A 20,587-nucleotide genomic window follows, 5' to 3' on the forward strand; every position below is an offset into this window, starting at 1 on the left:
GGTTCTATCCGTGAGTGTGAAAAAAGCGTTGATCAGCGTTTCTGACAAGACAGGATTGATTCCGTTTGCCCGTCGATTGGTAGCCGCCGGGGTACAGATCATTTCTACCGGGGGTACGGCTTCTCTTTTAAAAGCAGAGGGAGTTCCCGTCATTGGCATTTCTGAAGTGACCGGATTTCCAGAAATTTTGGACGGTCGCGTCAAAACGTTGCATCCCAATATCCACAGCGGCCTCTTGGCTGTAAGGGACAGTGAAGCACATGTGCAGCAACTAAAAGACCTGGGGATTGAAACCATTGATCTGGTTGTCGTGAACCTTTATCCTTTCAAGGAAACGATAGCGAAGCCAGACGTGACATATGAAGACGCCATTGAGAATATTGATATTGGTGGACCAACGATGCTGCGTTCTGCTGCGAAAAATCACGCGTTCGTCAGTGTAGTGGTCGATGCAGCCGATTATGAAAAAGTAGCAGAAGAAATTGAAGCAAATGGCGATACTACGCTAGAAACCCGTCGCAAGCTGGCTGCAAAAGTTTTCCGCCATACAGCAGCCTATGATGCCTTGATCTCTCGCTATTTGAGTGAGCAGGTGGGCGAACTGCTGCCTGAGAGCTACACGGTGACTTACGAGAAAGCACAGGATTTACGCTATGGGGAAAATCCACATCAACGTGCGGCGTTTTACCGTGAGCCGTTGTCCGATCAGTTGAGCATCGGGAATGCAAGCCAACTGCAAGGAAAAGAGCTTTCCTATAACAACATCAATGACGCAGATGCAGCGTTGGCGATTGTACGCGAATTCGCTGAACCTGCTGTCGTTGCGATCAAGCACTCCAACCCGTGTGGAGTAGGGATCGGCACTGATATTCGCGCCGCTTACCAAAAAGCGTACGAAGCAGACCCTGTCTCTATTTATGGTGGGATCGTGGCAGCAAATCGCCCGATTGACCGTGACACCGCACTCGCGATGAAAGAGATTTTCTTGGAAATCATTATCGCACCGGACTTCACCGACGAGGCGTTGGCTGTTCTGGCTGAGAAAAAGAACCTGCGTCTGTTGCGTATCTCGGCGCTGAATGAACCAGCCAAAAAAGTGGACAATCTGTTCCGCGTGGCTCCTGTAGCAGGCGGGGCACTCATTCAAGACTTCGACTACAAGCAGCTCGAAGAAAGCGAGATTCAGGTGGTCACAGACCGCAAGCCTTCGGAAGAGGAACTGGCACAGCTGAAATTCGCGTGGAAGGTCGTCAAGCACGTCAAATCAAATGCGATTCTCTTGGCAAAAGACAATATGACCATCGGCGTGGGTGCAGGCCAGATGAACCGCGTTGGGGCAGCGAAAATCGCCATCGAACAAGCAGGTGCATTGGCAAGTGGCTCGGTTATGGCCTCGGATGCGTTTTTCCCAATGGGAGATACCGTGGAGGCGGCAGCTAAAGCAGGGATTACTGCTATCATCCAGCCAGGCGGCTCCATTCGCGACCAAGAATCGATTGATGCTTGCAACCGAGCGGGTATTGCGATGATCTTTACCGGCACGCGTCATTTCAAGCACTAAAAGAGGCTATTCGGGAGTAACTTTCGCTTTTTTAACACGTATGAAAGAGTGGATTACCTCTCACACAGGAGGAAATACGATGAAAATATTAGTGATCGGTGGCGGCGGTCGAGAACACACGATTGCCTGGAAGCTGTTGCAGAGTTCTAAAGTGACGAAGGTATACTGTGCGCCAGGAAATGGGGGCACCGCCCAAATCGCGCAAAACGTACCGATCGGCGTCCATGATTTTGCTGCACTGGTTCAATTCGTCAAGGATGAAGGAATTGATTTGACTGTCGTTGGCCCGGAAGATCCTTTGCTGGCGGGGATTGTTGACTTTTTCCAGGAGCGCAATCTGCCGATCTATGGCCCGAATCAAAAAGCGGCAATGATCGAGGGAAGCAAGTCTTTTGCGAAAAGTTTAATGAAACGCTACGAGATTCCGACGTCTGCCTATGAATCGTTTCTGGATTACGAATCGGCGAGTGCATACGTGAGAGAGCAGGGCGCTCCTATCGTTGTCAAAGCGGATGGCTTGGCAGCGGGGAAAGGAGTCGTTGTCGCAGAGACGGTGGAGGAAGCAGAAGAGGCACTCCGTCAGATTATGCAGGAAAGCGTCTTTGGTGAAGCGGGAGCTCGCGTGGTCATTGAGGAGTGCATGTTCGGCGAAGAGCTGTCGCTGTTGTCTTTCGTCGATGGAGAGACAGTTAAGCCGATGATTACTTCTCAGGATCATAAGCGAATCTTCAATGATGACCGCGGTCCCAATACAGGCGGCATGGGAACATACGCCCCGGTACCGCAAATGTCTGCTGAGCTGGTGGACGAGATCGTCAAAACGATTGTCCAACCGATGGCGTCAGGGATGGCCAAGGATGGCATTCCGTTCAAAGGCATTCTCTACACAGGTCTGATGATTACGGAGCAAGGACCAAAAGTGGTGGAGTTCAATGCGCGTTTTGGCGATCCGGAGACACAGGTGCTCTTGCCGTTGCTCGAAACAGATTTGCTCGACATTTTTGTCGGAACAATCAATGGCGAGCTCGATGCAGTCGATGTGACATGGAAAAAAGGAAGTGCTGTCTGTGTCGTCATGGCAGCGCCGGGTTATCCGGGAGAATATCCAAAAGGTACGTTGATTCATGGACTGGGTCAGGCAAACGAGGGAGCTACGGTGTTTCACGCAGGGACGAAGGAAACCGAGGAAGGCATCGTTACTAGCGGTGGCCGTGTGCTTGGCGTCGTGGCAACAGGAACGGATTTGGCGCATGCACGTGAGACAGCGTACGCGAAGGTGCAAGGGATCTCGTTTGATGGGGCGCAGTATCGCACGGATATTGCGGCACGAGCGATGAAGTATCAGCAAAAGGGATAAAAAAACAAGCTGTTCCTTCGGTAGAAAATTCTACTTAGAGGGAACAGCTTTTTTGGTTATTACATACCCACGTTTTCACTAGCGATTGCCGCTTTTTCCGCTTTGGCCGCAGCCACCTGCGAAAGGAAATAAACAATCAGAAACAGCAGCAAGCAAGCCGCCGACCAGCGGTACATGACAGAGTAGCTCGAATGTGTCGCGATGACGCCGAGGAGCATTGAGCCGACCGCAATCCCCAGGTCGATGGAATTAAAGAACAGTCCATTCGCCATGCCGCGTTGCTCAGGCGTGACGACCTTCACCATCCACGCCTGGATAGATGGCTGAATCATGCCATAGCCAAGGCCGTAGAAGGCAGCAGAGACGAGAAGCAAGGACTCTGTCGTTGTCAGGGACAGGAGCAAGAGGCTGACCCCGACGAAAATCGCACCGGGAGGCAGGACGGCGATGTGCCCTTTGCGATCATACAGCTTGCCGGAAAACGGACGAATCAACACCATCGCCAGTGCGTTCGTAAGGAAAAACCAGCCGACATTCTCAATGTGGGCTTCTTTTCCGTACAAGGCCAAAAAGCTGAGAATCCCGCCATACGTAATGGACAAACAAAAATTCAGTCCAGCTGGAAGCAGCAGCTTTTTATCATAAAATCGGCGAATGCCTGTGACAGTTTGTACGTTCCCGGACGACACAGGAAGCTGATTGTAGGCACGGATAAAATGCATCAGCGGAAAAATAATAGCAACTAACAATACGAGAACCATGAGCATCGAGCCGAACCCAAACCCATTTAACACTCCAAGTCCAATCAACGGGCCGAGTGCCATAGCCAAGCTGGTCGATAAGCCGAAATACCCCATGCCTTCACCGATTCGTCTGGCAGGAATCACATTGGAGACAATCGTCGGAAAGGTCGTGCTGCCCATCCCAAAGCCAATGCCGACTAAAATTCGCAGCAGAAGAAAGAAAACAATGCTTCCCGCCCAGTAATAGCCTGCGCTAAAAATCGCGACGAATCCAAGTGCTACGATTGCCAAGAGCTTACTGCTTTTCGTTTTCAATGCTTCTCCGGTAAACACCCTTGCGATCACTGCTGCAAGTGAAAACAAGCTAATAACCAGGCTGACGACAAAATCATTGGCCTGATACGCTTCCTTCACATAAGCAGGGAATGTTGGGGTCTGCATTTGAACGGTGAGAAACAACAACAAATTGCATACAGTTAACAGGACAAAATCTCTCGTCCACAGTCTCTCTCTACTCTCTCCCAATGCTGTCACTCCTAGTCAGTCGTTTTTCTATTGATGTTCTCGTTAATCTCCAGCAAGATTTCTCGCAAGAAGGCCAGCTTTTCAGGAGAAATCCCCTCCAAAATGTCTGCAACGGCCTGAGCCTCTACAGGAATCGCTTGCTCAATCCATTCTCGTCCTTTCGGGGAAAGCGTAATGATGTACGCACGGCGATCTTGTTCGCTCAAAGTCTTTTCGATAAAGCCTTTTTTGGCGAGTGTGTCTAAAATGCGTGTCATGGAAGGTTGATCCTTGGCAGAGCGCTGGGCCAGCTCTTTTTGATTGATGCCCTCTTCTTTTCGTAGCCGATACAGGACGGCAAACTGCTCCGTGGTCAAATCAAACTCCTTTAAAAAAAGGGAAACATAATGAATCATTCTCCGGTATGTATTTCCGATAAGAAATCCAACCGGTTCTTTTTGCCAATGATCGATCAGGGGAATGACCCTCTTTCGTTCAAAAATACTTGCAATGACAATTATATGTATAACAATTATTTTTGTAAATGGAAAAAACCGCCCAATGACAGGCGGTTAGTTGCTGCTCCTTTATTGACGATATCTTCCTCTTTTTCGCGAGGTGCGAAAGAAGTAATAACCCATTACGCCGATGACGCCAATGATCGTGGCAATAACAAAGAAGTTATGGGACATCCATTCATACATCTGGGAGCCGACAAGCATATGCGGTGCCTCCTCTTCTTACGTGTACGTGGGGTAGCGAGTGTTGCTGTTGTTATTTTCCTGGGAGCGAAATGAAATGATCTCTCTTGCCGCTTTTTCGAGAAGTTGATCCTCGGGAGTAAGCTTCATGTTTTGTTGATTGTTGATTGAATGCTTTTCCTGGTTCCTTGATAATTGTGGGCTTGCAGAATACTGTATGTTTGCTTTATTCGTTGTGGCTGAAGTGTTGCTCTCGTCGTCTTGGCCGGTGTTCGAGTCTTTGATGGGGGCAATATTCATGGAGCGGGTAAACTGGTTGACTGCCATCTGTACGCCTTTTTTCTTGAGCTGATCCATCATGCCTTGAATGCCATTTCCTTTTTTCGTATTGATGCCCATCGCTGCGTACATCGGACAAAAGCGAGTAGCTCCTTCTGCTACTTTCATTGCTGAAAAAGCCATGAGCAGCCATGGAGTGTTGGATGGGCGACGGCTCATTTTTCCGATGCCGTACGCCAAGCCTAACAGACCGCCAGTTATTCGAATCATAGCATCAGTTCTACCTACGTTTTTATGCATGAGAGTTGTCCTCCTGTCGCTATTACGTCTATTCCCTAGTGTGTAATAAAGGGCGACAAGACACCCGTGGGAATTGTTACTACCATCATCAAGCTTGCAGGGGAATGAATGATGGGCGGAGAAGGTGTAGAGAGCGATGAACGACCGTTCATTTTGGAAAAACATCGGGAGACCAGCGAGGAGAGAAGAAATGATGCGTGTACGAGCCCTATCAGATCGTGATTACTTGAACATGATTCGCGTGAGCAGACGTCAAGCACCGGCAAGCCTCTGGATAAAAGGCGCAAGCGTTCTAAATGTGTACACAAAAGAATGGCAAGAGCATCACGTCGTAGTGGCAGGAGAACGTATAGCTTATGTAGGAGAAAAAGAGCCGCTGGTCGATGACCAGACCGTAATCATGGAGGCGGCTGGGCAATATCTCGTGCCGGGTTACATCGAGCCTCACGCGCATCCGTTTCAATGGTATAACCCTTACACGTTGGCTGACTTTGCTTTGCAAACGGGGACGACTGGAATGGTGTCGGACACGTTAATGCTCATGCATCTGCCCTTTTCGCAAACGGCAGCGATCATGGATTCTTTGGCAGCACATCCCGTGAAGCAATTTTTCTGGGGTAGACTCGATCCGCAGACAGGGAAAGCTCATCCGTCGTTCACGAAGGACAATTTGGCGCGAATGCTGGAACATCCACGCGTGATCCAGGGTGGGGAGTTGACAAATTGGGGCGGCGTTTTGCAAGAGGATGAGACGCTGCTTTTTGGTTTGAAGCATACGCGGGACTTGGGCAAAAGGATGGAGGGGCATCATCCGGGAGCTTCTTACGAGACATTGAACATTGCCGCAGCATCCGGCATAACAGCTTGTCACGAGGCTATCACCGCAGCCGATTTGCTGTCGCGTATCCGTTTAGGCATGTATGCGACACTGCGCCATTCCTCTATTCGTCCTGATCTGCCGGAGCTGGTGAAGGGCTGGCTGGAGTTGGGGGTGCCGTGGTCTTCACGAATGATGCTGACATCGGATGGAAGCACGCCCCCGATGCATCGTGACGGGTTCATGGATAGTACGATCCGTGTGGCCATGGAAGCGGGGATGCCGCCAGAGGAAGCGTATGTCATGGCGACGCTGAACCCGGCTGTCTATTATGGGCTGGACGCGGAGATCGGAGGAATTGCGCCGGGTCGAATCGCGGATATGCTGTTGTTGACGGCAATGGATCAACCGACTCCATCCATCGTGATTGCGAACGGACAACGAGTAGCAGAAAAAGGAAACCTGCTCGTCCCAACCGTTCAGCCACAATGGGAGGAAGCTTCGTTACGTTTGACAGATCCATTGAAAAAACAGGCACATCCCGATTGGTTCCGTTTGCGCCCAGATGAGGACGGCAAGGTACCTGTGCTACAGATGCTGAATGCCGTTATAACCCGGCTGTCGATGGAGAACATGCCCGTTGATCAGGATGGATACGTATCCTTGCAGCATGATCCGCAGTTGGCAATGATCGCTATTATTGATGCGACTGGAGGCAATCGAACAATGGCAGTGCTTCATGGCTTCGGTGAGCATCTCGAAGGGCTGGCCAGCACCTATTCAGCCTCTGGGGATTGGATCGTAATCGGACGCGATCCCCAAACGATGGCACAAGCACTGGAACGTATTCGGGAAATAAAAGGTGGAGTCGTCCTGATCGATAAAGGAAAAATTATTTGCGAATGCCCATTGCCTCTTGCTGGAAAATTCGCGTCTGCACCGATGGAAGAAGTAATCAGCATGGGTGAAAATTTGGTAAATCAGCTTCGTTCCAAAGGATATGTCCATCTCGATCCGATTTATTCGATTTTGTTTTTTACGGCTACCCACTTGCCCTTTGCACGTCTAACGGCAACAGGCATTGTCGACGTGAAGAGTGGGCAAATCGTCGTTCCGGCACTTCCTCTACCTTGAGGGAGTGTTTATTTTTTTGTTTGTAAATAAATGATATATGAATATAAAATATATTTTACTTCTTGTAAATTATCAGATTTATTTTAAAATAAAAACAACCAAGCCTCATCTATCTTTATCCCCAAAGAGTCATCGTTTTTGAAAGTCGCAACCTGGCTAGCAAGGTAGATGGACTGGGTAACAAGAAAAAAGAATGATAAAAGGGGGATTCATTCTTAATGAAAAAGCGTTCTTATGTGGGGGTTTTATCTGCGGTATTGGCTGCGAGTATGGCATTAACAGGTTGCGCAGGAAACGGTAATTCAAGCGGCGGAAGTAACGCAAGCGGGGGGCAAAGTCAGCCAGCTCCAGGAAACAGTGGTGGAGGAACGACCGAGGGTGGCCTCATCAAAATTGCCACACAATCCCCTCTGTCCGGGAGCAATTCTGCTATCGGTGATGCGATTAAGACAGGAGCGGGTTACGCTCTCGAACAGCGCAAGGAAGAGTTTAAAGCACTTGGCTTTGATCTCCAGCTTTTCCCTCAGGATGATCAAGGCGACCCGAAAATCGGGGTATCCAATGCGGAGATGCTCATCTCTGATCCCGATGTGTACGGTGTAGTTGGGCATTATAACACAGGGGTTGCGATTCCATCGTCTGTAAAGTACGAGGAAGGCAAGCTGGTCATGGTATCCCCGGCAAACACAGGCGTAAAGCTCACGGAGGAAGGCAAGAAAACCGTTCATCGAATCTGTGCTCGCGATGATGCACAAGGACCAAAGGCTGCTCTATATGCAAAAAATACACTTGGTGTAAAAACGGCCTATATTATCCATGATAAGACAGCATACGGCCAAGGTCTGAGTGATCAAGTGAAGATGCAATTCGAAAAGGACGGGGTTCAAATCCTTGGCTTTGAGGGCATTACCCAGGGCGAAAAGGACTATAGCGCGGTACTTAACCAGGTAACGGTGAAAAACCCGGACATCATCTTTTTTGGCGGTCTTTATCCAGAAGGTGGAATTTTGATCAAGCAAGCTCGTGAAAAAGGATTTAAGGGTTATTTTATGGGTGGCGACGGCTTGGATTCTTCTGATATGATAAAAATAGCCGGTAATGCCGTCGAAGGAGTAGTCTTTACGTCAGTAGCTGGAGACGTAACGCAAACCGAAGAGGGCAAGAAATGGGCTGAAGAGTACAAGAAAGCCACAAACAAGCCTCTGGAAACCTATTCCGTCTATGGTTTCGACTCCATGAACGTCATCCTCAATGGTGTCTTGGAAGCTGCCAAAGCGAACGGAGGCAAAAAACCAACCCGCGAGCAAGTCCTCGATGCAGTCCACAAAACCAAAGATTTTCAGGGTCAATTCACCAAGGTTACCTTTGATGAAAAAGGTGACAACACAAATGCAGATGTATTCATTTACAAGTTTGACAAGGACAAATCCATTTTCGTAGGCAAGGCCGAGTAATCACACCACACAACGCGCACACACTCCCATGCCTCATACCAGGATAGGGGGCTGCACGCCGGTGTTGGCCCCTTTTCCACGAGAAAATAAGTCCAGTCAACGAAACGAATGCAGAAAATTTGTACAAGTCTACAAGGGAAATGAGGGATGGGAAAGCATGATCAATATTTTGCCTCAGGTGTTGGTTGACGGATTGACACTTGGATTTATGTACGCAGTCGTGGCTTTGGGCTACACAATGGTTTACGGGATTTTAGAAATTATCAACTTTGCCCATGGAGACATTTTCATGGTCGGAGCCTTTATCGGTACAGAGGTATTATTGATCTCTGATGCACTAGGGGCACTTGAAGGTATGAATCCATTTGTCGCACTTTTCATAACACTCATAATTGCCATGGTATTAACTGGTGCTTTGGGGGTAGGGATTGAGAGGATTGCCTATCGACCATTGCGCGGAGCACCTCGTCTTGTGCCGTTGATTTCGGCGATTGGCGTATCATTTTTGCTGCAAGACCTCGTACGTTTTACAGAAGCACTGGCTCGCAATGAGTTTTATCTGAACAGTCCCGCTCTTTTTACAGGATCGATTCCATTAGGAAGTATTGCTACGATTCCAACAAAAGGCTTGATCGTGATTGTAATTGCGATCGTCATGATGATTGCATTGACGTTGTTTGTGAATAAAACAAAGTGGGGAATCGCCATGCGCGCCGTCGCACAGGACCAGAGTACGGCTTCGCTGATGACCATAAATGTAAACAAAGTAATCATGCTTACGTTTTTGATTGGCTCCAGCCTGGGTGGCGCGACAGGCGTTCTGTTTGCGCAAAACTACGGGACGATCGATCCGTATATCGGTTTTATCCTCGGTCTAAAAGCATTTACAGCTGCCGTACTCGGCGGGATTGGGAATCTGCGTGGTGCGATGATCGGTGGCGTACTCCTCGGTCTTCTTGAATCCTTGTCCGGTGCCTTTATGGGGCCGTTGACCAACGGTGCCTTTGGTGCAGAGTACAAAGACGTGTTTGCGTTCAGTATTTTAATTCTCGTGCTTCTCTTCAAGCCAGAAGGACTGTTTGGCGAAGCTGTAAAAGAGAAAGTGTAGGTGAAATAAATGGCAAATTTCGCTTGGAAATCGTTCAAAGGCATTCCGCTCGTATTCACGTTGATTTGGATTGTAGCCTTTTCGGCTGCATTGTACTTGATGGATAAATCAGTCATTGCGTTTCTCGGCATTCTTTCTTCCATTGTGCTTGTCTATTACACCAATACCTCCAAATCGATCAAAATGACGATTGGGGCTATCGTTCTCCTCCTGATCATTCCATTGGTAGCAGGTGAAAACCGATACTACATGGAAGTAGCTTCACAGGTAGGCATCTACGTAGCGATGGCTCTGGGCTTGAATATCGTAGTAGGCTTTGCTGGTCTGCTTGACTTGGGTTACGTTGCGTTTTTTGCTGCTGGGGCTTATGCGTATGCGATTTTCTCGACCTCGCAAGCGAATGAGTTTATTGCAGGGAATCTGTTCCCGCTCTCCGGTGAGTGGTTTTGGCCATTTCTTATAGTTGGCTTGATTGTGGCTGCTGTTTTCGGAATATTGCTAGGATTGCCAGTTCTCAGAGTAAAAGGCGATTACCTCGCAATCGTGACTTTGGGCTTTGGTGAAATCATTCGCATTGTTTTCAATAACCTGGACAAGCCCATCAACATCACCAACGGTCCGCAGGGAATCACGCCGATTCCGTCTCCTGAGCTGTTTGGGATCAAAATGGGGACGCCATTTTACTTTTACTTCATTGTGTTGTTTGTGATTGCCTTTATCGTTTTGGCGAATATACGCTTTGAACATTCCCGTTTGGGACGTGCATGGATTGCGGTGCGCGAGGATGAGCTGGCTGCCCAGTCTATGGGGATTTCCCTGTTGAATACCAAGCTGGCTGCATTCGCATTGGGTGCCTCCTTCGCTGGTGTCGTGGGTGTTATCTTTGCAGCCAAGCAGACGTTTATCGATCCGACTTCCTTTACGCTGATGGAATCGATCGGGATATTGGTCATGGTTATTCTGGGTGGTAGTGGCAGCATTCCAGGGGTTGTGCTCGGTGCCGCTTTTGTCACGATCTTGCAGGTACAGCTGTTAAAAGAATTCTCCAACTTCCTGCACGGTCTGCAAAATTCGGGAATCATCAGTTTGCCGAACCAGCTGGACCCATCCAAGTTCCAGCGACTCATTTTCGGAATTATGCTCATTCTCGTTGCCTTGTATCGCCCTAACGGATTGATTCCGGCCAAACGGAAGAAAAACGATCTCGATGCGATCAAAAAGAGTGAGTTTGGCAAAGAAAAGCTGGGGATTCTCGGCAGACTGTCCCAATTGACTTCTGGAAAACAGTCGTAGCGGACGAGGAGGGAAATGAGCATGGCATTGTTAGAGGCAAAAAATTTAACGAAGCGCTTTGGTGGCTTGGTAGCCAATCAAGACGTCTCGATTGACATCGAAAAAGGAAGCATTACGGCGGTCATCGGTCCGAATGGGGCTGGAAAAACGACTTTTTTCAATATGATTACCGGATTTTACGAGCCAGACGAGGGAGAAATTCTTCTGAATGGCAAAAGCATCAAGAAGCTTCGTCCTGATCAGATCGCGAGTCGCGGTATCACCCGCACCTTTCAAAACATTCGTCTGTTCAAGGAAATGACGGCATTGGAAAATGTCATGGTGGGTGTGCATAGCCGTTTATCCGCTGGAATTCTCGGAATCTTGTTCAACTCCAAACGTGTACGCCAGGAGGAAGAGCGGACGCGCGTTGAGGCTTATCAGCTCATGGAGTATGTCGGGATCGCGCATATTGCCAATGAAGCGGCTGGGAGTCTGCCTTACGGACTGCAACGACGCTTGGAAATTGCCCGGGCGATGGCGACAAATCCACAAATCATTTTGCTCGATGAACCAGCGGCAGGGATGAACCCTCGCGAAACGGTTGAGATGACGGATTTTATTCGTCGGCTGAAAAAAGAGCTCGATTTGACGATTATCTTGATCGAGCATGATATGAAGCTGGTCATGGGACTAAGCGAATACATTCACGTGCTGGATTACGGGAGAAAAATTGCAGAAGGAACACCCGAACAAATCCGCAACAACCCTAACGTCATTGAGGCCTATCTCGGAAAAAGTGCGTCGGACGTGTCGTAGAAGGAGGAAAATCGATGGCATTGCTAGAGCTGACTAACGTTCATACGTATTACGGCGGCATCCACGCATTAAAAGGATTGAGTATAACGGTAAATGAAGGTGAAGTGGTGACGCTGATCGGTTCCAACGGGGCAGGTAAATCGACCACGTTGAAAACGATTTGTGGGCAGACTCGGGCCAAAGAAGGAAAAGTCATCTTTAATGGCAAAGACATTACGCAGCTGCGTACACATGATATTGCCTTAGCAGGAATCGCCCACGTTCCGGAAGGCCGCCGCATTTTTCCAAAGCTGACCGTACGCGAGAATTTGGAGATGGGTGCCTTTAGTGTATCCGATAAAAAGGTGATTGAAGAAGGAATCGAGCGTGCCTTTGCTTACTTTCCACGTCTGAAGGAACGGGTCAATCAAAAAGGTGGCACGATGTCCGGGGGCGAGCAGCAAATGCTGGCGATTGCTCGTGGACTGATGATGAAGCCAAAAATTCTCATGCTCGATGAACCATCGATGGGATTGGCGCCGATTTTGGTGGAGCAGATTTTTGACATCGTTACGGAGCTGAACAAGGAAGGCATGACGATTCTCTTGGTTGAGCAAAATGCGAATCAAGCGCTGTCTGTCGCGCATCGCGGTTATGTGATTCAAACAGGCGAAATTATTTTGCAAGACGATGCCCAGACATTATTGATGAATCCGCAGGTTAGAGAGGCGTATTTGGCGTAATATTGGTGTAATAGAAACGTGAGTACCGATGGGGATTTTTGCTCCCGTCGGTTTTTCATTTATTCAGCGAGGAGGATGTGGCTTGCTAGATATTAGTCCCCGCTTTGTAGAAGGGAGCGAGCCTCTCTATTTACAGCTTTATCGCTATTTTTGTACAGAAATCCAAGGAAGGCGCTTAATCTCCGGGACGCGTCTGCCTTCTGTTCGGGCATTGAGCGGATTTTTGCAGGTGAGTAAAACGACTGTCGAGAGTGCCTATCACCAGCTCATGGCAGAAGGCTACATCGAGAGTCGGGAGCGCAGCGGATTTTATGTGGTCGATGTGGACTGGGATGGGCCTGTACCTGCACCTATAGGGAAAGGGCAGCAAGCAGCTAAAACAGCTAAAACAGTTTACGTCCAAACCCCTCTGCCTACGTCCTCAGCAGTTCCGATCCAATATAATTTTCACCAAGCGCGCGTTGATGCCGAGCATTTTCCTTTTGACCGTTGGCGCAAGTACACCAACCAGTGCATGCAGGAAGAAAATAAGCAAGTGCTCTACTACGGCGACGGACAAGGCGAGCCGCAGCTGCGGGAGGAGCTCGCACGCTATCTCGGACGTGCTCGGGGTGTGCAAGCTACGCCAGAACAAATTGTGATCGGTGCGGGGACGCAGGTGATGATCAGCTTATTGGGGTTCTTATTCGGGACGCGGGGACAGGCTGTTGCGATGGAAGAGCCGGGCTATCACGGTGTTCGTGTCGTGTTTTCCCATTTGGGCTATGATGTGCGCCCGATCAAGCTGGCGGAGGATGGAATCGATTTGGAAGCGCTCAGTGAGAGTGGAGCGCAACTGGTTTATATAACCCCGTCTCATCAGGACCCGTCTGGAATTGTCATGCCCTATGCCAAACGGCTAAAGCTGCTACACTGGGCGAATCAGACGGGGAGCTACATCATGGAGGATGACTACGATGGTGAGTTTCGCTATCATGGCAAGCCGATTCCTTCGCTTCAAGGGCTGGATACACAGGGACGCGTTATTTATCTGGGGACGTTTTCCAAGGCGTTGCTGCCGTCGATTCGCATTAGCTATATGGTTTTGCCGCATGCGTTATTGGCGGTGTATCAGGAGAAAATGGCTGACTTTGACCAGTCGGCATCGCGTATTCATCAGGAGACGCTGGCCCTGTTCATGAAAAATGGCGATTGGGAGCGGCATATTCGCAGGATGCGGACGCTTTACCGCAAAAAGCATGGGGCACTGCTTCAGTGCTTACAGGAACACTTTGGGGCGTACATCCGGATTAAGGGTCAGGATGCCGGGCTGTCTGTGACGGTAGAAGTGAAAAGTGAGAGCACTTCGCAACAGTTGACGCAAATCGCGGCTGCATCAGGCGTTCGTGTCTATCCAACCGCACATAAATGGGTCCATCCGCAGGAAAATGGACTGCCGGCCTTTCAGTTTGGGTTCGGGGGGCAGACCATCGAGGAGATTGAGGAGGGCATTCGTCTGTTAAAACGTGCATGGGAGCCTTATTTGCACAAGGATATGGGCTAGTAATTTTAAAATCACCACGCACTCAGCATGATTTGAGTGCCGTTTTATATGGTCCCTTTAACGTTTGGCTGGCGGGATACTCTGTCATAAATGAATTTTTTTAATTAATCGGTGTGATAAGCAAAATGATCATTCCAATGAAAAGACAAGAAATCTTGGGAATTTACTTTTCCATAACGGCTTCATCGAAGATTTTTCTGTAATGGTGCAAATCAAATTGAGAGGCTAATGCGTCGATTCTAGCCCAAAATTCATCTTCATTGAAGCCAACAAAATCTATAACGATAAACTCTGAGAGATTATGGAAAGCATGGGCTATACGGAAATTTCTATAAAAGGTAGCCTAGTCAAAAGTACCACTGTTTTTTAGGTCTAGGAAAGCTTGATGAATTAATTTCTTATAAGCGATCTTCTTTACCTCAGTCATTAGATCAACTCCTTTAAACAAGCGAATACTACAGTTTGTTGGGGAATCCTGCAAAAGGATGAACAGTTGATTTAACAAACCACACGTTGAGTTGAATGGAACGAGTGGTAATATGAGGCTATTCACGGAAGAAACGGAGTGCAGCTTTATGATAAAAACAAAAAATGAAAAGCAGCATCCCAAAAAGGGAGTGCTGCAAATAATTAAGGGACGTACTGTTCTGTAACTTTTGTGATGACTCCATTCTTTACTTCAACGTGGAACGGTATCTGATAAGGAATCCCCTTGGAAAGCACAAACTTTTTAAAAGTATCGGCGTTTACAGCTTCATTCCAATGGAAATTCCCATCTTTTTGTGTAGAGTTGGTTTGAAGAGTAAACGAAGCCTTCGGAGAAACTTCAAACGTTCTAATTTTAAGATTGCTATTACGAATGTAATATGGCATTGGATAGTCCTCTTTTTCCAATGGATGATCTTGGCGATAAGCTTTTACTGCTGCCTCACCGAAAAACCATTGAACATAGTCAAGCGAGACGATTAACTTTCCGTTTTTCACTTGTAACGTTTTCACATAGGCCATTGATTTTTCAAGGGTATTTCCTTGTTTATCCTTGATGCTTGTTGGAACAATTACTTGGGGAGGAACAGGCGCAACTGTTCCTTGCTGTGAAGCTGCATGCGCGTCAGGAACAAGCAAAGCACAGAATAACAAAGAAGAAAGCAGCAAATATGTTTTTCTCATAGGGTGTCATTTCCTTTCTGTTTACACGTAATACGATTCACAATTAGTAGGACGAAAAACAAACGAGACCGTTACTCCTCAAGATGAAAAATTTAACATAACTATATTGAGTGTAAAATAGGTGAACGGATTGAGCCATTACAATTGGCAAAACAAGTGAGTCAGCAAAAAGAGCAACCTCCTGTCATCAGAGCAGACTGATAAACAGGAGGTTTTTTCATGGCAACTCAATCTAGCTTCAAGACATTCGATACCCTAACTGAGCCGACATCGCACGTACCGTCGCTAGCGTTTCTTGTAAAATCTCTTCTTGTTTTGGCATTACGCGGTCGGAGGGACCGATGACACTGACGGATGCAGTGACGTGTCCAGTTGAATCAAAAATCGGGGCAGCGATTCCGGTCACACCTGTATTGCGTCGATTCGAGCTGATTTCATAGCCTCGCTTGCGGATTGTCACCAAGTCCTCTTTGATTTCCTCAACCGACGTGTATGAATGAGGTGTGTAACTTTTCAGTGGATGTTCCTGCAAAATCTCATCCTGAAACTCCTCTGGCTGATAGGCAAGCAAAACCCTAGCAGCGGAAGTAGAGTAAAGAGGAAAACGCCGGAAGGATTCTACGGTAAAGCGAATGGGATGAAGCGAATCCTCTTTGGCTACATAAATCGCGTCCTTGGAATCTTGTACACATAAGACCGCCAATTCGTTTGTCCGTGAGACAAGCTGTTCTAAGAACGGCTTGGAAAAATCAACGATATCGTGATTCGTGAGCACCTTAGTGCCCAGCTCCAAAAGCGTGTAGCCAAGCGTATACTGCTTGGTTTTTTCATTTTGGCGGATAAAGCCTTCAGACTCCAGCGTGGACAGGAGCTTGTGAACGGCTCCCTTGGACAGCTGGAGTTTTTTGCTGAGCTCGGTTACCCCGAGTTCCTTTGGCGAATCGAGAAATATTTTTAACAGCCGACAGCCATTTCGAACAGAAGACAATACTTGGTCCATACAAACGTCTCCTTTAACGTACAGTAGCCCCTCTAAAAGAAGAGTCTCGATTGAAGTAATTTTACCATTAGAAAGAATGCTGGCAAGCCTGTAATTGGGGCAATGATGCTTCTAGTACGACTACCTTGAATAGTCAGTATCTTTGTGCTAGTATAACATTACCGTTCCCAAATAGGAAACGTTGTTCTCTATTTGTGAACAATACAGACAATCGGGGGTCGAACTTACATGAAGAAAAAGGCATTATCCGTCTTGTCCATTTTCGCTTTGACTGGTTCCTTGCTGGCTGGATGTGGCTCCTCCACGCCACAAACATCTGCTCCTGCACCGGCTGCTGGCAACAATAGCGGCACCGAGGCACAAGCTCAGCTGGAAGACACACTGGTAGTAGCAGGGAACGGCGCGACCGTTGAAAAGATGATGAAGGATGAAGTGTTCAAGAAGTTTAACGAGAAGTATCCGAATGTAAAGCTGACCTATGTTTCTGGTGTTTCTACGGAGATCGTAGCGAAGGTTAAGGCACAGAAAAATGCTCCGCAAATCGACCTGACAATCGTTGAAGGCGGCGAACAAGAGAAGGGACGTCAAGAAGGCTTGTGGGAAACGGTATCCGCAACAGATATCCCGAACATGAAAAACGTACCGCAAGATTTGCGAGTGACGGAGGATAGCGGTGTAGTTGTAAACTTCACACCGATGGGGATTTCCTACAATGCGGACCTGGTAAAAGAAAAAGGCTTGCCTGTACCGAAGTCTTGGAATGACCTGGCCAAGCCTGAAGTGAAAGGCTACATCACGATGACAGACGTAGCGAGCAACTTCGGACGCTCTGCAATGATCATGTTGGCGTACGCAAATGGCGGGTCTGAGAAAGACATCGAACAAGGTTTTAAAAAAATGGAAACGATTGCAGGATACATGCCGACCTTTGCAAAGAGCGCAGCACAGCTTCAGCAAAATCTGCAAAACAAGAGCGCAGCCTACACTACTTGGACAATGGCGCGTAGCTTGACACAAAAAGAGGCAGGCGTACCATTGGAGTTCGTTTTCCCTGAAGAGGGCGGAAACATCGTACCGAACGTAGCTACGCTGGTAAAAGGTTCGAAGAGTCCAAAAGCAGCAAAAGCATTCGTTGATTTCCTTTTGACGGATGAAATTCAAACGATGTACGCAACGAAGCTATACTACAATCCGGCAACATCTGTGAAGCTGCCAGACGATGTAGCGAAAACATTGGAATTCGATCGTACAAAGGTTGTCAACTTCGACTATAGCGTAGTGAGCAAGGAAACATCTGCTTGGCTGGATCGCTTTAACAAAGAAATCGCACCTAAAACAGGAAAGTAGGTATTCACGTGACCAAGGTGATTGACGTTGAACTGCGCGGCATCATGAAAAAATTTCAAAGCAATGTCGTGGTTCAAAACTTCAACCTGCAGGTGGAGCAAGGCGAATTCATCTCGTTTCTCGGCCCATCTGGTTGCGGTAAGACCACGACCTTGAATATGATTGCCGGTTTTTTGGACCCGGATGGCGGAGACCTTTTGATCAAAGGGCAGCGAATGAATGGCGTGCCTCCGTACAAACGGGAGCTGGGCATGGTATTTCAGACGTACTCGTTGTTCCCGCATATGACTGTGGCGGAAAACATCGCCTACGGCTTGAAATTGCGCAAAGTGAACAAGCAAGAAATGCAAGAGCGTGTGAATCGTGTACTTGGGCTGGTCAAGCTGCCAAACGTAGCAGACCGCTATCCGAAACAACTCTCCGGCGGACAACGCCAGCGGATTGCGATTGCACGGGCGCTTGTTATTGAACCGTCTCTCCTGCTTTTGGATGAGCCGCTCAGTAACCTGGATGCCAAACTTCGTGAAGAGCTGCGCGATGAGTTAAAGCGCTTACATCACGAAATTGGCGTTACGACTATTTTCGTTACCCATGACCAGGAAGAGGCGCTAGCACTCTCTGATCGCATCGTGGTCATGAATCACGGATTTGTGGAGCAAATCGGTACACCGCTGGAGATTTACAATCAGCCCGCATCTGAATTCGTGCATACTTTCATCGGTAAGACGAACCGTTTGGAAGGGGAAGTCATCGGAATGGACGGGGATGTACTCACGCTGCGGACGACTGGTGGAATGCTCGTAAAGGCGGCAAAGCAACAGCGAACCGTGGCACTCCATGAAAAAGTGATCATTTTTATCCGACCAGAGAAAATCAAGCTGACCGATACAATAGTCAGTGAGGAAGCGAATCGGGTAAAAGGACATTTGCAGCTTGCCTCCTTCCTGGGCTCGTACACAGAATGTGAGGTCAAGGTCGGGGAGCATACGCTTTCGGCAAAAGTCCAAATGACCGATAGTTCGGTGGACCGCCAAGAAGGTCAAACGGTTTACTGTCAATGGAACGCGGACGACGTACTGGTCATGCCCGCGGGAAGGGGATGACGGATGAGCAAGCGTCTCTCGGTTACATTGTTGACAGCACCTGCGATGATTTTGCTGCTTGGCGTATTCATCCTCCCCATGCTGATGATGCTTTTGCTCAGCTTTCAGGATGAGAATCAGGCGTTCTCTTTGCACAATTATTCATTATTTATACAAGATCCGTACTACTTGGAGATTCTTTGGCGGACGATTCGCGTGAGTCTCTGGACGGTACTAGTAAGCCTCTTGCTCGGATTTCCTGTAGCGATGTACATGGCGCAGGCTACAGGGAAAATGCGTGGAATCGTCACGATGCTGATCCTGGCCCCTCACCTTATCAGTGTGGTTATTCGCAACTTCGGTTGGGTAGTGGTTTTGGGGGAGAAAGGGTGGATCAATGAGACGTTGATCAGTCTGGGTCTGATCGATCAACCGTTGCGGCTTTTGTATAACGAGCTGGGTATTGTGATCGGTCTGACGGATTCCTTCATTGCCTACATGGTTCTGGCGATTGCAACCAGCTTGTATGCCATTGATCCGTCCTTGAATAAGGCGGCATCGATTTTGGGGGCTTCCCGCGTACGTACGTTTTTCAGTGTGACATTGCCCTTGTGCTTGCCGGGGATTATTGCCGGGACGACACTGGTGTTCAGCTTGTCGATGAGTGCCTTTGTGACACCTGCCCTGATGGGGGGAACGTCCGTGAAAGTCTTGCCTGTCATTGCCTATGAGCAAATCATGGCTACACTGAACTGGCCTTTGGGTGCGGCACTTGCCTTCCTGCTCTTGGGCAGCACCATCCTATTGGTGACTTTGTATACAAAGCTGATTGAAACCAAGCGGTATAAAGAGGTGTTTGCGTCATGAAAAAAATAAACGTACTTGGACTCATCACGTTCTTTGTGCTTGTTTTGGTCAATCTGCCATTTCTGGTCATCATCCCGAGCTCCTTTACGGCAGCCGGATACCTCGCTTTTCCGCCCGAAGGATTTTCGTGGCAGTGGTATGAAATGATTTTGGATCGGCCGGAGTTCATCGATTCGTTGTGGATCAGTCTGAAGCTAGCTACGATAACGGCGATTTTGGCGACTTTTTTAGGGACATTGGCTGCATTCGCGCTGTCCAAATACAAGTTTCGTGGGAGCGGCATCATCAACGCACTGATGCTTTCACCACTTACCGTTCCTTCGCTGATTATCGGGATTTCCGCGCTGCTGTTTTTCACGCGAATTGGTATCGCGGGGACGTTTACAGGACTTTTGCTGGCGCACATGCTGATCTCGATTCCGTATGTCGTTAGGCTGGTGCTCACAGGGCTTAGCTCGTTCGATTATACGTTGGAAAAAGCGGGATACATGCTGGGTGCCCATCCGTTTCGGGTGTTCTGGGATATTACGTTGCCACTGTTGCGTCCGGCTATCGTGTCGGGGATGATCTTTTCGTTCTTGACGTCGTTTGACAATGTGACGGTTTCTTTGTTCTTGGTGGCACCGGATACGACGACGCTGCCACTCGCGATTTTCACCTATATGCAGGAAACACTTGACCCGTTGGTGGCTTCGATTTCCTCGGTGGTCATCCTGCTGAGTCTGGTGTTCATCGTCTTGTTGGAAAAAGTGTACGGACTAGAGCGCCTGTTCGGACTCAATTCACAATCTCACTAAGGAAGAGGCA

19 protein-coding genes are annotated in these 20,587 nt (G+C 48.3%); 13 read left to right on the forward strand and 6 right to left on the reverse strand.

Translation table 11 applies throughout. From position 1 onward, the window contains the following. Window positions 1-10 precede the first annotated feature (10 nt). Window positions 11-1,561: a bifunctional phosphoribosylaminoimidazolecarboxamide formyltransferase/IMP cyclohydrolase gene (gene purH, locus KB186_RS23390; RefSeq protein ID WP_173610680.1), complete on the forward strand. Its 1,551-nt coding sequence runs from the start codon at window positions 11-13 to the stop codon at window positions 1,559-1,561. A 79-nt stretch (window positions 1,562-1,640) separates the two neighbouring features. Continuing rightward, window positions 1,641-2,918 (forward strand): phosphoribosylamine--glycine ligase, encoded by a 1,278-nt coding sequence (gene purD / locus KB186_RS23395; protein ID WP_232774457.1) that lies wholly within the window; start codon window positions 1,641-1,643, stop codon window positions 2,916-2,918. 59 nt (window positions 2,919-2,977) lie between these two features. Here purD and KB186_RS23400 read toward each other — a convergent pair whose 3' ends face one another. From KB186_RS23400 to KB186_RS23410, 4 genes are all read right to left on the reverse strand, one after another. Further along, window positions 2,978-4,186 carry an MFS transporter gene (locus tag KB186_RS23400; protein ID WP_173610678.1) on the reverse strand — a complete coding sequence of 403 codons (1,209 nt, stop codon included), beginning with the start codon at window positions 4,184-4,186 and terminating at the stop codon, window positions 2,978-2,980. Between the two features lie 11 nt (window positions 4,187-4,197). Continuing rightward, window positions 4,198-4,581 (reverse strand): MarR family winged helix-turn-helix transcriptional regulator, encoded by a 384-nt coding sequence (locus KB186_RS23405; protein ID WP_173610677.1) that lies wholly within the window; start codon window positions 4,579-4,581, stop codon window positions 4,198-4,200. A gap of 171 nt (window positions 4,582-4,752) precedes the next feature. Beyond that, on the reverse strand, window positions 4,753-4,887 hold the full coding sequence (locus tag KB186_RS28325; RefSeq protein WP_012684353.1) for an EYxxD motif small membrane protein: 135 nt from the start codon (window positions 4,885-4,887) through the stop codon (window positions 4,753-4,755). 18 nt (window positions 4,888-4,905) lie between these two features. Then, on the reverse strand, window positions 4,906-5,445 hold the full coding sequence (locus KB186_RS23410) for a YgaP family membrane protein (protein WP_173610676.1): 540 nt from the start codon (window positions 5,443-5,445) through the stop codon (window positions 4,906-4,908). Window positions 5,446-5,638: 193 nt separating this feature from the next. Here KB186_RS23410 and KB186_RS23415 point away from each other — a divergent pair, with 193 nt between their 5' ends. From KB186_RS23415 to pdxR, 7 genes are all read left to right on the forward strand, one after another. Further along, the gene (locus KB186_RS23415; protein ID WP_232774467.1) at window positions 5,639-7,396 is read left to right on the forward strand and encodes an adenine deaminase C-terminal domain-containing protein; all 1,758 of its coding nucleotides are present in this window, start codon (window positions 5,639-5,641) and stop codon (window positions 7,394-7,396) included. Window positions 7,397-7,614: 218 nt separating this feature from the next. Next, window positions 7,615-8,850 carry a branched-chain amino acid ABC transporter substrate-binding protein gene (locus KB186_RS23420; RefSeq protein WP_173610675.1) on the forward strand — a complete coding sequence of 412 codons (1,236 nt, stop codon included), beginning with the start codon at window positions 7,615-7,617 and terminating at the stop codon, window positions 8,848-8,850. Window positions 8,851-8,911: 61 nt separating this feature from the next. Beyond that, window positions 8,912-9,958 (forward strand): branched-chain amino acid ABC transporter permease, encoded by a 1,047-nt coding sequence (locus KB186_RS23425; RefSeq protein WP_082910039.1) that lies wholly within the window; start codon window positions 8,912-8,914, stop codon window positions 9,956-9,958. Window positions 9,959-9,967: 9 nt separating this feature from the next. Continuing rightward, window positions 9,968-11,251, forward strand: coding sequence for a branched-chain amino acid ABC transporter permease (locus KB186_RS23430; protein ID WP_232774459.1), 1,284 nt, complete (start codon window positions 9,968-9,970; stop codon window positions 11,249-11,251). Between the two features lie 21 nt (window positions 11,252-11,272). After that, complete coding sequence (locus KB186_RS23435; RefSeq protein WP_007717354.1) at window positions 11,273-12,049, forward strand: ABC transporter ATP-binding protein; 777 nt, start codon at window positions 11,273-11,275, stop codon at window positions 12,047-12,049. A 14-nt stretch (window positions 12,050-12,063) separates the two neighbouring features. Then, the gene (locus KB186_RS23440; RefSeq protein ID WP_173610673.1) at window positions 12,064-12,771 is read left to right on the forward strand and encodes an ABC transporter ATP-binding protein; all 708 of its coding nucleotides are present in this window, start codon (window positions 12,064-12,066) and stop codon (window positions 12,769-12,771) included. Between the two features lie 82 nt (window positions 12,772-12,853). Next, window positions 12,854-14,314, forward strand: coding sequence for a MocR-like pyridoxine biosynthesis transcription factor PdxR (gene pdxR, locus KB186_RS23445; RefSeq protein ID WP_232774460.1), 1,461 nt, complete (start codon window positions 12,854-12,856; stop codon window positions 14,312-14,314). 630 nt (window positions 14,315-14,944) lie between these two features. On the opposite strand, the gene KB186_RS23450 is transcribed toward pdxR, so the two are convergent. Together KB186_RS23450 and KB186_RS23455 are read right to left on the reverse strand one after the other, a co-directional pair. After that, window positions 14,945-15,484: a hypothetical protein gene (locus tag KB186_RS23450; protein ID WP_173610670.1), complete on the reverse strand. Its 540-nt coding sequence runs from the start codon at window positions 15,482-15,484 to the stop codon at window positions 14,945-14,947. 238 nt (window positions 15,485-15,722) lie between these two features. Beyond that, on the reverse strand, window positions 15,723-16,484 hold the full coding sequence (locus tag KB186_RS23455) for an IclR family transcriptional regulator (protein ID WP_106785379.1): 762 nt from the start codon (window positions 16,482-16,484) through the stop codon (window positions 15,723-15,725). Window positions 16,485-16,712: 228 nt separating this feature from the next. Here KB186_RS23455 and KB186_RS23460 point away from each other — a divergent pair, with 228 nt between their 5' ends. From KB186_RS23460 to KB186_RS23475, 4 genes are read left to right on the forward strand one after another with little or no spacing between them, the layout of a single operon-like run. After that, entirely contained in the window at window positions 16,713-17,831 is a 1,119-nt protein-coding gene (locus KB186_RS23460) for an ABC transporter substrate-binding protein (protein WP_232774461.1), read from the forward strand. Window positions 17,832-17,839: 8 nt separating this feature from the next. Next, window positions 17,840-18,934 (forward strand): ABC transporter ATP-binding protein, encoded by a 1,095-nt coding sequence (locus KB186_RS23465; RefSeq protein ID WP_221866791.1) that lies wholly within the window; start codon window positions 17,840-17,842, stop codon window positions 18,932-18,934. A gap of 3 nt (window positions 18,935-18,937) precedes the next feature. Further along, a complete protein-coding gene (locus KB186_RS23470) occupies window positions 18,938-19,780 on the forward strand; it encodes an ABC transporter permease (protein ID WP_173610662.1) in 843 nt (280 codons plus the stop codon). Further along, window positions 19,777-20,577 carry an ABC transporter permease gene (locus tag KB186_RS23475; RefSeq protein WP_173610661.1) on the forward strand — a complete coding sequence of 267 codons (801 nt, stop codon included), beginning with the start codon at window positions 19,777-19,779 and terminating at the stop codon, window positions 20,575-20,577. Before KB186_RS23470 ends, KB186_RS23475 begins: the two co-directional genes overlap by 4 nt. The last annotated feature ends 10 nt before the right edge of the window (window positions 20,578-20,587 follow it).

Source organism: Brevibacillus sp. AF8 (assembly GCF_021270385.1).
In the GTDB taxonomy this organism is placed as follows: domain Bacteria; phylum Bacillota; class Bacilli; order Brevibacillales; family Brevibacillaceae; genus Brevibacillus.